The sequence below is a fragment of the Perlucidibaca aquatica genome, from assembly GCF_001676655.1.
Lineage (GTDB): Bacteria > Pseudomonadota > Gammaproteobacteria > Pseudomonadales > Moraxellaceae > Perlucidibaca > Perlucidibaca aquatica.
On record NZ_LZDB01000002.1, the window covers coordinates 1,186,196 to 1,199,442 of the forward strand.

At 55.2% G+C, this 13,247-nt stretch carries 10 protein-coding genes and 1 tRNA gene; 4 read left to right on the forward strand and 7 right to left on the reverse strand.

Features of this window, described 5'->3' with window-relative positions:
* Window positions 1-63: 63 nt before the first annotated feature.
* A complete protein-coding gene (locus A8710_RS09315) occupies window positions 64-2,466 on the forward strand; it encodes a neutral/alkaline non-lysosomal ceramidase N-terminal domain-containing protein (protein ID WP_068859952.1) in 2,403 nt (800 codons plus the stop codon).
* A gap of 282 nt (window positions 2,467-2,748) precedes the next feature.
* On the opposite strand, the gene A8710_RS09320 is transcribed toward A8710_RS09315, so the two are convergent.
* The 7 genes from A8710_RS09320 to A8710_RS09350 all read right to left on the reverse strand — a co-directional run bounded on the left by A8710_RS09320 (window position 2,749) and on the right by A8710_RS09350 (window position 9,631).
* Complete coding sequence (locus A8710_RS09320; protein ID WP_068859953.1) at window positions 2,749-3,423, reverse strand: TetR/AcrR family transcriptional regulator; 675 nt, start codon at window positions 3,421-3,423, stop codon at window positions 2,749-2,751.
* A gap of 176 nt (window positions 3,424-3,599) precedes the next feature.
* Window positions 3,600-4,394: an SDR family NAD(P)-dependent oxidoreductase gene (locus A8710_RS09325; RefSeq protein ID WP_068859956.1), complete on the reverse strand. Its 795-nt coding sequence runs from the start codon at window positions 4,392-4,394 to the stop codon at window positions 3,600-3,602.
* A gap of 30 nt (window positions 4,395-4,424) precedes the next feature.
* Window positions 4,425-5,075, reverse strand: a complete 651-nt coding sequence (locus A8710_RS09330; RefSeq protein WP_068859958.1) for a carboxymuconolactone decarboxylase family protein — start codon at window positions 5,073-5,075, stop codon at window positions 4,425-4,427.
* Window positions 5,072-5,956: an SDR family NAD(P)-dependent oxidoreductase gene (locus tag A8710_RS09335; protein ID WP_068859960.1), complete on the reverse strand. Its 885-nt coding sequence runs from the start codon at window positions 5,954-5,956 to the stop codon at window positions 5,072-5,074. The genes A8710_RS09330 and A8710_RS09335 overlap by 4 nt, the downstream gene beginning before the upstream one ends.
* A 131-nt stretch (window positions 5,957-6,087) precedes the next feature.
* Window positions 6,088-8,583, reverse strand: coding sequence for a CoA transferase (locus tag A8710_RS09340; RefSeq protein ID WP_068859961.1), 2,496 nt, complete (start codon window positions 8,581-8,583; stop codon window positions 6,088-6,090).
* Between the two features lie 210 nt (window positions 8,584-8,793).
* Window positions 8,794-9,255 (reverse strand): hypothetical protein, encoded by a 462-nt coding sequence (locus A8710_RS09345; RefSeq protein ID WP_157686378.1) that lies wholly within the window; start codon window positions 9,253-9,255, stop codon window positions 8,794-8,796.
* A 285-nt stretch (window positions 9,256-9,540) separates the two neighbouring features.
* Window positions 9,541-9,631, reverse strand: a tRNA-Ser gene (locus A8710_RS09350).
* Window positions 9,632-9,803: 172 nt separating this feature from the next.
* On the opposite strand from A8710_RS09350, the gene A8710_RS09355 reads away from it, so the two are divergent.
* The 3 genes from A8710_RS09355 to modB are packed head-to-tail and all read left to right on the forward strand — an operon-like array spanning window position 9,804 to window position 13,182.
* The gene (locus A8710_RS09355) at window positions 9,804-11,693 is read left to right on the forward strand and encodes a potassium transporter Kup (RefSeq protein ID WP_068859965.1); all 1,890 of its coding nucleotides are present in this window, start codon (window positions 9,804-9,806) and stop codon (window positions 11,691-11,693) included.
* Between the two features lie 23 nt (window positions 11,694-11,716).
* Window positions 11,717-12,487, forward strand: coding sequence for a molybdate ABC transporter substrate-binding protein (modA, locus tag A8710_RS09360; RefSeq protein ID WP_157686380.1), 771 nt, complete (start codon window positions 11,717-11,719; stop codon window positions 12,485-12,487).
* Between the two features lie 8 nt (window positions 12,488-12,495).
* Window positions 12,496-13,182, forward strand: a complete 687-nt coding sequence (gene modB / locus A8710_RS09365; protein ID WP_068860732.1) for a molybdate ABC transporter permease subunit — start codon at window positions 12,496-12,498, stop codon at window positions 13,180-13,182.
* Window positions 13,183-13,247 lie beyond the last annotated feature (65 nt).

The window sequence follows — 13,247 nt, forward strand, 5'->3', positions numbered from 1 at the left end:
TCCTTTGGTGTCGGCAGGTGCTCGCTCACCTCGATAAAACAATAATATTTGGAATACAGGATTATGCAGTCACTACTATTTCCTCGATTCACGGCACTGGCTGTTGTGCTTGCACTTTCTGGCTGTGGCGGCTCCTCGAGCTCATCCGCGCCTAACAGCGCAGCTGCGAATGAGAGCGCTGAACTTCAACTTGCCACAGAATGCCTCGCCAGCAGCCCTTGGTTAAAGTATGGCGAAGATCTGTTCCAAACTTCTCCTAAGCCGGTACCAAGCGCAGCCGCGACTGGGCCGGTCAGTTCATTTCGTCAATGCCAAGGTAGCACCGAATTCTTGTTTGCCGCTGGCAAAGCCGATATCACCGGGGCCGCCGCCGGTAAAATTATGATGGGCGTAGAAAGCTCCTCCGTGTACACAACGGGTGTTCAGATGCGCCAGTTCGCGCGTACCTTCATTATTGCCTCTCCCTGCAATGGTCGGCGTGTGTTGTTGATGCTGACCGATACCCTCGCGGTGTTTGAGGCACAGCGTCAAGCCGTACTGGATCGCATCGCCGCCGACCCGGTGCTCAGCAAGCTGTATGGTCCAGACAATGTTATGTTGAGCGCTACGCATAACCACTCAGGCCCCGGCGGCCAGTCACACTCTCTCGAATACATCGCACTGCGTGGCGGTCATGACCCGCAAGAATTTAAGGTCACTGTCGACGGCATGTTCCGGTCCATTCAGCAGGCACATAAAAATCTGGTCGCACACCCAGAAAGTGGTCGTATCCGCCTCAATCAGGGCGAACTGCTAGGTGCCAACAAGAATCGTGCACTGCCCGCCTACAGCTTTAATACTGAGGCCGAGCGCAAGCAATATGTCGATGTTGCGGGCAATGAAATCAGCACCAATCGACTGATGACGCTGCTGCGCCTTCAACGCGACAATGGCAAAGAAGTGGGCAGCCTGAATTGGTTCGCAGTACACCCCACATCGGACTATCACCTCAGAAACGGCCAACCGCTACCCAACAGCAGTGACAACAAAGGCTATGCGGAGTATCTGTTTGAGCGCTTTAAAGCATCGCCCGCCGATTCGGCCGAGCCCTTTGTTTCAAGTTTTATGCAGTCAGAGGCGGGGGATGTCTTTTCTTTCTTATATTTCGACAACCCCGAATTGCTAGCCAAGAAAGAAATTCATTTACCACCCAACGAACCGTCTCGACTCACTGTTGCCAACGGGCAGGCACAGCTCAACAAGGCATTGGCGTTATATGCGGGCGCGCAGGACCAATTGAGCGGCCCCGTGGACTACCGTTTTAGCTGGGTGAAAATGGACTCGGTAGAGGTGACCGACCCTGAAATTTTGGCGTCGCTCATGCATCCCACAAAAATGGATGCCAACCCCAAGCGCACCTGTTCAGCAGCGTTGGGCGTATCCTTCGCAACGGGTGGAGATGGCAGAGCACCTGGGGAGCCGGGCGGCACCACACCTGCGGGGATCACTTGCAGTAATCCAGATCTCGTAGCCGGTCTGATTGCCGACCTCAAAAACCTTCCGAACGGCACATTGCCCGGACATACGCTTGCCAATCTCGTCGGCTGTAATCTTAAGGCAGTTCCCGGCCTTAATCTTATGTGCCACGCAGAAAAACCCATTGTGTTACCGATTGGCTCACCGGTGAGTGCCACCCCCAAAATACTGCCGTTTCAACTGATTCGACTGGGTAACTTGGCAATTATTGGCCTGCCCTGGGAAACTACCACCATGGCCGGTCGCCGCCTGCAAAAAACCGTTTTAGACGTGCTTAAGGCCGATGGCGTGGACTATGTTGTGATTTCCAGTTTGACCAACGCCTACACGCAATACCTGACTACCCGCGAGGAGTATGCCCAGCAACAGTATGAAGGGGCCTCAAACGTGTTTGGCCCATGGACACTTGCCGCTGTGCAGCAGGAGTTTCGTCGCCTTGCACTGGATATGCGGGATGCTCGTGCAAACGATGTGGGACCTACTCCTCCACGCACTAAGCCACTGCTGACTCGCATCTTGCCGCTACAGGGCACCGACATAGCGCCGCCTGGCTCATCATTTGGTGCTGTAGTGACCGATGCCAATGCCAGTTACAAGCCCGGCGACACAGCCCGCGCCGTCTTCCAAGCATCGAGCCCGAATGCTGACCTGAAAACCGAGAGCAGCTTCTTGTTCGTTGAACGCAAACGATCAGACGGTACTTGGGCAAAAATTGCGGTAGATGCGGACCCTGAAACGACCTTTAACTGGAAATCAGATACTCCTGAGTCACCGTTTAATCCCAACTTTACTTCTGCTGCCGAAATACTGTGGCGGATTCCACGCAACACTGCGCAGGGAACCTATCGCATCCGCTTTGAGAGCGTGGCTAATCAGGCAGGTCGGTTGTCGCCGTATACGGGGCAGTCACGCGAGTTTGTAGTTGCAGGACCGGTGGCGAGATGCCCTTGATGGTGGCGTCTTAAGGCGCGGGACCTCAGAGGCATTGAGTTAATGGGGTCCCCCCAGTGGCTATACCAGTCACAGGGGATACCCCAGTCAGGATCTTCTGACGGCGGCACACAGCGCTGTAGTCAGGCACTAGCCAGTCAAGCAAGACGGACAGAGGGCCTCTGGCCTTGAGGCCAGCGTTGTAGTCTTCTCAGTTGATGGTGCTATATCGAGCGGGAGCGGGCTGAGTCATGGTGTGTAGGCTACCGATGGCTGCAGTTATGCAACAGCGTCCATTTGAACTCAGTCAGCGCCCTGCACAAACGCACTTTTTGCGAGCATTAATGTCGATAGCGCGCCTGACAGAGCCTCTTTTTGCGAAGCCAGCGAATGAATTCCGGTCGGCGCTTGCAGGGCTTGCAGTAAAAACCCCATGATAAAACCGACAACCGCCTGCGCATGAGCCTCTGTCATCGGGTGCCATTTCGGGTTTGTCGCACTGACTTCACGACAAGTATCCACCATGAGCTCGGCCAGGCTTTTCCGAGCCTCGATATGGTGGCTTAAGGTTGCGCTACTCACCGAGAATGCTTCTGTCACGAAAATACGCACTTTTGACCCCATGCGAATCCAGGTGTCAATCAAGGCGCTAGTGATGCAGAACATGCGCTCTTCATGCGAAGTATCCAACCGAATACTGTTTTCAATGGCCTTTCTCTGCTCATCGATCAGTTCGTCATATATCGCCAGAAAACACGCTTCCTTGTCGGCAAAATATGTATAGAACGTGCGCTTGGCGGTGCCCGCCTGGGTTGTTATATCCTCAATTCGTACTGAGGCATATCCATGTTGGCTCACCAAGTTGGCCATCGCCTCCAATAAACGCGGACGCTGTGAGCTCATCACGGCACCACGACTCTGGCTGCTCCGCTCCTCGGGGAGTTGCAACTGGGCGTTGGCAACAGTCATTTTCGGCATTGCAAAAGCTCTTGAGTAGCAAATAGAAGTTATTTTCAAGCTTACTGCATCCAGTGCTTAACGGAAGCACTTCGCGCTACCAGCCCAAGCAGAACGCAGAACGCAGAACGCAGCGCCATAACCCGTATAGTAATCGATGCAAGAGCCAATGCCATGAATGGCTGAATTTTACAGCCTCACAAAATTCCAGACTTAGCCACCCGCTCAATGATCCAGCGCTGCAGCACTTTCGGCTGCAAACGCCCCAGCGTCACCAGCGCACGATTGGCCAGCCCATTCACATGCATCGGGCGGCCCGTCATGCACGCCACATAGCCTTCCTGCGCGACCTCCTCCGCCGTCATGTTCCGAACCAGCGGCACACTCATGGACTTGCCCCCATCCTTGGCGATCATCTCAGTCTCGGTAAAGCCGGGGCACAGTGCTGTAACCGTCACGCCCCGACCTTTCAGCTCGATGGCCAGCGCCTCGGAAAACGACAGCACGAAGGCCTTGCTGGCGGCGTAGCTGGCTAGATACGGCACCGGCTGGAAAGCCGATGTCGACGCCAGATTGAGCACACGACCCTGCCCGCGTGCCAACATCTCCGGCAAGAAATGATGCGTCAACGCCATGACAGCGCCGATATTGACCTGCAACAGCTGCTGATGACTGGCCAGCGGCGTCTCCCAGTACGGCCCCTCAAACAGCAAGCCGGCGTTGTTGACGAGGATGTCCACGGTCAAACCACGCCGCAGCACCTCGGCATGCAGCGTCTCGGCGGCATCCATCACGCTCAAATCTTGGGCGATGACTTCGGCTTGAATACCATGTTGCGCGCTCAGTTCATCCGCCAGCGCCCGCAATTTGCCGAGGCTGCGCGCCACCAGAATCAGGTCATGGCCGTTGCCGGCAAATTCACGCGCCAGGGCGGCACCAATCCCCGTGGAAGCCCCGGTGATCAGCGCGGTACCGCAAAAGGGTTTGTTCATGCCAGAGACTCCAGTTCTGCCAAGGCAGTTTCAAGGTGATCGAGCATGCGCTGCACACCGGGGATGGATCGGTGCAGCGGCCAGCACGCCCTCTAAGCGCGTATCCAGCGGCAGGCCGGTACTGTTAAGCACACCAGCGAGCATCTCGTAATGACCGATCAGCATCACCACTTCCAGCAACAAACGCGGGCCATAATGTGCTTCCAGCACGGCCCAACTGGCATCGCCAATCATGCGCTCATGATGAAACTCGTCGCAGGCCTGCATCAACGCCTTCAAGTGCGGCTCCCAACCCGGCGCATCGCCCCCCAGAGGAATACGCGCGATATCTTCGGCGCTGACACCAGCACGCAGACCGATGTCCACATGCTGGCCCCACTCGTAACGCGAACGGCAATTCCAGCCCACACGCAAGATGACCAGCTCCGTATCACGGCGATCAATCTGGCCATAGGGCATCATTTGCTTGGCAAACATCAGCCAGTTCCAGAACAGGCGGAAATTACGCATCAACATGAGAAACAGGTTGGATGCCTCCAGCTTGCCGACTTTGTTGATCACGCGCATAAGCACGCGCTGGGCGCGAGTCGAGGTTTCCGGGGTCAGCGGCGCCAGGCGCACGCGGCCCGGTGATTTCCAGCCGCCGGGTGGGGTCAGCTGTTCCAGCAAGGGCGTTGTCATTTTTCTTCTCCTTGGGGGGTATGGGTTGAGTTTGTAGCGACCAAACGCCCCAGTCCGAACTCGCGGCTCAGGCGAGCATCCAGAAAATCTGTGGGTACTAGCTGTTTTGCCAACGGCAACAGCGTGCTGCGACGACCAAAGCGAACAACCGAGCGTGGACGCTCTGCCAAGACCTCGGTGAGCATACGCTCGGCAAAGTCTTCGGCCGACATCGCGCCTTCCTGCGACGCATCGGCACGCGCCAGAATGCCATCAGCCACCGGTGCATAGCGCGAGTCCGCGCGCAGGCCGGCACTGGCAGCCTGCGCCGCAGCAGCGCCGAAATCAGAGCGAATGCCGCCTGGCTGCACGGTGATCATGCGAATGCCGAAGGGTTTCAGCTCCATGCGCAGAGCGTCAGAAAGGGCATGCAAGGCGGCCTTGCTGGCACAGTAAGCCCCGGCAAACGGCGTGGTCACCAGTCCGGAAATGCTGCCGATGTTGACGATGCGACCCTGCCGGCGGGCGATCATGCGCGGTGCCAGCGCCTGGCAAAGCGACACGATGGCAAAAACATTGACCTCGAACTGGGCGCGCAAACGCTCAGGGGCAATTTCCAGCACCGGTGCGATGGCACCAAAGCCGGCGTTGTTGATGAGTACATCCGGACCAGTGCCATCAGCGTTCAAGCGCGCTACCAGCTCCGCAATGTCAGTAGCCGAGGTCACATCCAAACGCTGCGTGCGCAGCCCCAGCGCAGCCAGATCGGCCAGCGCCGCCGTATCGCGATCAGTGGCGTAAACAATGTGACCACGCGCATGCGCATTCAGCGCCAGCGCACGGCCTATGCCGGATGCAGCACCGGTAATGAGAATGACAGAAGTCGTTTTGATTGCAGACATGATGGCAGCGTCTCAGTTTTAGTTGGCAGAAATAATGGAGCAACTAAGCCCCTTCCGAGCCTGCACCTCCAGGGCGGTAGCGATCCAAAGGGATCAACATAGTAGGCTCCAATAAAGGGCAAGCTCTCGCACTAGCTCGGCAGATAACTCTCAAGCCCCTGCCAACTTTCCACCAGCACACCCGCAGACTGTAATCGCGCTATATGTTCAGGACTGCACCCCGCTTCCTGCAGCACACTGATGCTGTGTTGGCCCGGCCGAGGTGCATAATCAAGTCGGCGGCGCTCAGCCTTGTCGAAGCGCAACCAGCTCGCCTCCGGGCAAACATAGGCCTCACCTGCTGGATGTTGATGGTCACTGATACGCCCCGAGTGCTGAACCGGCGCCATCACGCTGCCACAAGGCTCCGCCGTGCTAGCCGTGAGTCGAAGTTCTCTTGCGGACACCACGCGCTGTGCGAGCAGATTCTGCCGGCCCAGCCAGACGATTGCATCGTCAACTGACCGCTTGGCGATATGCCGCGTTAACTCCGCGATAGCGTTTTCGTCAGTGAGTAGCTGATCTGCTATTTTGCGCCGAGGGTCTCGCCCCACATGCACCCAACCATCCCGTGCGCGGTACAAGCGATTAAAGGCACCGACGCCACGAGCGGCAAGACCCGTGGGCGATAACTGATCAAGATTCGATATCTGCGGCAACTGCACCCAACCCGCCGTTCGAACCAGCGAGGTTCGCGTGGTGATATGGCTGTCGCCAGTACTTCGCGCGACCAGCCCAATCAGAACACTGAACGCAGCGGCATAACCCGTAAAGTAGTCGATGCAAGAGGCAATGCCATGAATGGCGGGCGTGTCGTCTCCGCCAAAGCGTTTCATGATGCCCGACAAGGCTTGAATCACCGGGTCATAGGCGGGTCTATCTTCCCAGCCGCCCGGCAGAAAGCCACCAAAAGCGGTTACGGCAGTCACAATGGTTTTGTTATTGATGGCATGAACCTGGTGCGGGGCCACCCCCATGCGCTCTGCTTGCGCCGGCAGTTTGTTGTAGAGCAACACATCGCTTCCAGGAATCAGCGTGTGAATCGCCGCTTGCCCTTCCGGTGTATGCAGGTCTAACGCCAAATCACGCTTCCCAGAGTTCACCTCCATACCCAGCAACAAGGCCATACGAGGCCCCATGCGCGGATTCACCGCACTAATATGAGTCACCTCCGCGCCAAGCTCGGCCAATGTGCGTCCCGCAGAAGGCCCCGCAATCACATTCGCCAAATCTAATACTCGAATGCCTTTCAGTGGCGCAGGCAAGGTCATCAGCTCGTGCTGAGTACCTATTTTTGGCTCAAATTTTCTAGGCTCGGACCATGCATCGCCAGCGCTTTTGGCAGACTTATGGATACTAAAACTATCTTTAGTGGATGAGCGCTGACTTTCAATATCCACCTGAGGTGCAGGCTGAATGGCCCGAACACCCGCAGGATCATCCTTATTAATTAGAACGCCGTAAGCAAGCATCGCGGGCATATTTGCCCACTCTTTTGTACTGCATTGCTTAATTGCAGGAACACCCGCTTTAGCCAGCCGATCAGCCCAATAATGCGCAGAATTCGTCGCAAATCGCTCAGCCAGTAACGCCATAACACGCCGCCATTTTCTGGATGACCCACGGTAAGCATTAATATTATTTTTCGTTGGTGGAATATCCAGCACATTTCCAAAAGCAAACCCTAGCGCGGCCACCTCAACTTTCAGACTCGTTGCCTCAAGCAGCTTTTCAATATGATTGGCGTTATCAATAGCACATAAAAATAACAGCTCACCATCCGCGCATCGGTAGTTTCTAAAAAGCGGCGGCAACATACGATCCACAACGCCATGCACCTGGTTGGCGCACCATTGCGGCAGTGGGATTTTCCCTATCCGGTTTAACAGCTGCCGCGATATGGGCGGGGCGTTGTACCTGGCCGGCTGATCCTTCACTTGATAAATCACGCCGGCAGCTGCCGACATGGCTGCGTCTAAAAGTGGCACTTCGATACGATCGCCCGCGCCATGCTGCTGGCGCGCATAAAGCGCCGCCAATGCAGCAATCGCAGCCCAGAGCCCTGCATATACGGAAGGGAGCGGCAAAGCCGTATACGTTGGGGGCAAGTTAAATGCGGCCCCTCCTACCGAGAGATCGGTAAAGAATCCACAAGCAGCACTAATGGTGCTGTCCCACGCTGGCTGATCTGCACGCGGATCATGTCGGCTATAACCGGGTATCGACAGGTAAATGACGCCAGGATTAATTTTTGCAATAGCGTCATAACCTAGCCCCAGACGATCCATAACACCGGGCCGAAAATTCTCCACGATGATGTCGCAGCTAGCGGCTAGCTCTCGCACCTTACTCAGGTCTGCTGTATTTTTCAGATCGGCTTTCAGCCGTTTTTTACCCCGGCATAGTGCTTTCTGAGTATTTTCATCCCAAACAGGTGCGCCAGGTCTTTCAATCTGAATGACCTCCGCCCCTTGATCGGCTAGAAAAACGCTGGCCAAGGGGCCAGCGATATAGTGGCCAAAATCAAGAACTCGCAAGCCCGACAACGCGCTAGACTTATTAGCGCTCCCATGTTTCAGATCACTCATTGAATTATTCATGGGCAGGACGACACTGGGCCGGACAAATCAAAAGCACTGGAGATGCCATATATTTTTTCCAACGAGAACGTGAATGACTAAACTGCATGCACATACCGGAATCGATAGGTGCCTGATGGTGTATTTGGGGAATATTCAATACCGCCTCTGCCGTGGAATACAGGTCTGCAACCTGTCGCAAATCAATGGTTAAAGGACTTAGCATTGGTGAATTCCGCCTAACACCTGCGCTGGATCTTCCTTGCCAAAGCCACTGGTATTGGCGACCACCCCTGTGATGTCGGTGATCCCAGAGCCGAACCTGAATTGGTTGTTATTACTGAATATCGCGGCTTGCCCTACCGGTGGTATATCTACTTCAAGCCGATTACCCGGCGCATCGATGCCAGCGCCTACAGCCAAATAAGGGCTCTCTGTATAACAGTGCTCCTCTGCTGTACTAGCGGTATTTTTATGTGCGCCCTGAACAACCGATGGGGCGTCTTCTTTGCAGGCAACGAGGCTGCTAGTGGCCGCAATAAGAGCAAACAGCCCTATTTTTTTAATTGTTACTGCCATACGTTTACTCTGCTTCTCATCTGAAAACACACGCAGTGAGGGTGATGACAAGTTGGCTAAATTTTCTCCGTCAGGGTAGCGACGACGAAAGGGAACTGTCAAGTTCCTTCTCGTGTTTTAAACATTTCGCACGTAGAACGTTTTTATTTGCAGATCGCTACAGCTAAATCCATGACATCCTGCAGGCGCTTGGTGATGTGCTCATCCGCTTCACTTGGCTCCGGATGAATGGAGGGATTACCTGATAACGATCCATTATTAACTGTTCATTTAATGAACAAATAATTGAAATATCTTTTTGGGGGGTCGTTTTGGGGGTCGGATTGATTTTTTGAGGCTTTAAAAACAAAAAAGCCCTGAAATATCAGGGCTTTAATGAATTTTATTTGGCGGTGAGAGAGGGATTCGAACCCTCGATACGGGATTACCGTATACACGCTTTCCAGGCGTGCTCCTTCAGCCACTCGGACACCTCACCGTAGCGCTGAAGCATTGCACTTCAGCGGCGCGCAATCCTAGCGGAAGGCGTTCTGCAAGGCAAAGCCTTTTTGCGATCGATGTGCTTGGCTATCTCGCCGTGGGCGGTGTTAAAATCGCTGCCCGCAAACGAGGTCGCTAGCAGTGCAACTGCTCGCACATTGAGGAACTGTATGCACGCTGAGTCATCTGGCTCATCCCGCCTAAAACACCAGGCTGCACTTACAGCAGGCGCGCTTGGGGTTGTTTTTGGCGACATCGGCACCAGCCCTCTCTACGCTTTGAAAGAATGCTTTCACGCTGCTCACGGCCTCGCGCTAAACGAAGCGAATGTGCTGGGCATTCTGTCGATGATTTTTTGGTCCATGACCATCATCGTGTCCATTAAATACATCGCCTTCATTATGCGTGCCGATAACCGCGGCGAAGGCGGCATCATGGCGCTGCTGGCATTGGCGCTACGAGCTCAATACCGTCACCCTTGGCTGCGCCCTTTGCTTATTGGCATTGGCTTGTTTGGCGCGGCACTGTTCTTCGGCGATGGCATGATTACACCCGCCATTTCCGTGTTGTCGGCCGTGGAAGGTTTAAAGGTGGTGTCGCCCGGCCTTGAGCCGTTTGTTTTGCCCATCACCATCGCTGTATTGATTTCCCTGTTTCTGATTCAACGCCATGGCACGGCGTCTATTGGCGCTTTTTTTGGCCCGATCATGATGGTTTGGTTTAGCACGCTGGCTGTGCTTGGCCTCTACAACGTTCAGCACAGCCCAGAAGTGCTACAGCTCGTTAATCCGGCATGGGCCATCAGCTTCGCCCTCGAACACCCCGTTGCCGCCTTTATCGCTATGGGTGCAGTGGTGTTAACCGTGACCGGCGGCGAGGCTTTGTATGCCGACATGGGTCACTTTGGCCGCAAACCCATTCGCCGCGCGTGGTTCTTCTTAGTCTTTCCCGCGCTACTGCTGAACTATGCCGGTCAGGGCGCACTGCTACTGAGCGACCCAACGGCCATTGAAAATCCCTTCTATCGATTAGTGCCCGACTGGGGTCTCTACCCCCTCATCGTGCTATCGACCATGGCTACTGTGATTGCATCGCAGGCCGTCATTTCCGGCGTGTTCTCAATTGCGCGTCAAGCCATGCTGCTGGGCTACCTGCCACGCTTTGAAATTAACCACACCTCCGACCGTGAGATGGGCCAGATCTACATCCCCTTCTTCAATTGGACGCTGCTAGCCACCATTATTCTGCTGGTACTGACCTTCCAATCCTCCAGCAATCTGGCCTCGGCCTACGGCATTGCGGTGACCATGACCATGATCTGCGATGCCTTGCTGCTTCTGGTGGTGGCTCACAAACTGTGGGGCTGGCACCCGGCATTAGCGGCCGCCGTGACCCTGCCCTTTTTGGTCGTCGACTTCATTTTTTTTGCCGCCACCTCGCTGAAAGTTTTCCAAGGCGGTTGGTTCCCCCTACTCATTGGCGCATCGGCCTTTTTCCTGATGTCTACCTGGAAAGCGGGGCGCGAAATTCTCAGTCATCGCTTAAATGCGGAGACCATGCCGCTAAAGCTGTTTGTGAATAGTATTGGTGCCAGCGCGGGCCAAACGGTACCGGGCACGGCGGTGTTTATGACTGGCTCACATCACTACGTGCCGCATGCCCTGCTCCACAATATGAAGCACAACAAAATCATCCATGAGCGTAATGTTCTGCTCACGTTGATTACCCGCGATGTGCCTTTTGTTGACGATAATGAGCGCGTCATCATCGAGCGTATTGCCCATGAGTTTTATCTCGTAACCGCGGCTTATGGCTTTAAAGAGCAGCCCGATGTGCCCGCGTTGTTTGCACTGTGCCAAGCCCAAGGCCTGAAATTCGACATGATGGACACCAGCTTCTTCGTGTCTCGTGAGCGCATCATCGCGCATGGTCGCCACGGCATGTCGCGCTGGCGCGAGAAGATCTTTGTGGCCATGGCGCGCAATGCGGTTTCTGCCACCGACTTTTTCCAAATCCCCACCAACCGGGTGGTGGAAATGGGCACGCAGGTCGAGCTCTGAAACGATTATCTGTGTGCTGTCTGGTGGCATGCCTCTGGTTGCCGCCAGCTCAAGGCAGCGAGGTATTTATCGCTGCTGCGTCCGATCTGGTGTATTGCCTGGACGAGCTAAACACCGCCTTTAAGAAAACCGCCCCGGGTATTCGCCTTCGCAGCACCACCGGTTCATCGGGTAATTTCACCGCACAGATTCGCCATGGTGCACCCTTTGATGTACTGCTTTCCGCCGACGCCCTTTACCCAAAAGCGCTGATTGAAAGTGGAGATGCCGTTGCCACTTCGTGGACACCCTATGCCGTTGGGCGACTTGCGCTATGGACCGCTCGTACTGATTTAGACCTTCAGCAAGGATTGTCCGTTTTAGCTCAGCCGGAGGTGCGGACATTTGCCGTCGCAAGCCCAGACCACGCACCCTATGGACGTGCCGCGCAAGCAGCGCTGACCCAGGCCGGGCTGTGGCAGTCCCTCAGTAAAAAGCGCGTGATGGGCGATAATATTGTGCAAGCCCTGCAGTTTGCACAAACCGGTCATGCCGACGTGGGTGTTCTGGCGCTATCGTTAGTTTTATCCCCAGCGATACGCGATCAAGGTCAGTTTTATTTACTACCGGACGGCAGTTACCCACCCCTGAATCAGGTCGCCGTGGTCACACGCAAAGGTCGGCAAAATGCAGGCGCACACCGCTACGTGAAATGGCTGGTCAGCCCACAGGCCCAAGCCATATTTTCGCGCCATGGCTTTTTAAGCCCCGGCCACGTACCGGCGCCTCCGGCAAGCCCGAAGCCTATGCCATGACAAACCTCTTGGATTTATCCCCTGCGCTTTGGCAGGCCCTGTTCTTAACGCTGGGTTTGGCCACTTGCACCACCCTTATTCTCTTGGTGATTTGCATTCCGTTGGCCAATTGGCTGAACACGCGTCAAGGCCAGTGGGTGCTTTTACTGGAAACCCTGCTAACACTGCCGATTGTGCTGCCACCCACCGTCATCGGTTTTTACCTATTGCTCGCTATGTCGCCCCAGTACGGAATTGGCCAATGGTGGCTCACGCATGTTGGCCAGTCCTTGTCGTTCTCTTTTGTGGGTTTGGTGGTGGGCTCTGTGATTTACAGCTTGCCCTTCGCCTTACAACCCATTCAAAACGGGTTTCGGCAAGTCCCCAAACTCCTGCTAGAGGGTTCAGCGGCACTTGGCGCGAAACCTCGGCAAACCTTCTGGCGCATAGTTCTGCCTTCTGCGCGCGGCGGCGTCATTGCTGGAGCCTCACTCAGCTTTGCTCACACGCTGGGGGAGTTTGGCGTGGTGCTGATGCTGGGTGGCAATATCCCTGGCGAAACCCGCGTAGCCTCCATCGCGTTGTTTGATGAAGTTCAGCAATTGAACTATGCCAGCGCTCACACCTACTCGCTGTTGTTGCTGATCATTTCCTTCACGCTGCTGCTGTTGATTACCTGGCTGCAACGCCAACATTTGCAACGCATCCGCTATTGAGCGGATAGCCACTGCCATCTATCTCGCCAAAGAAGTCAGGCGTCTAATTTGTGGCAAACTGGCTG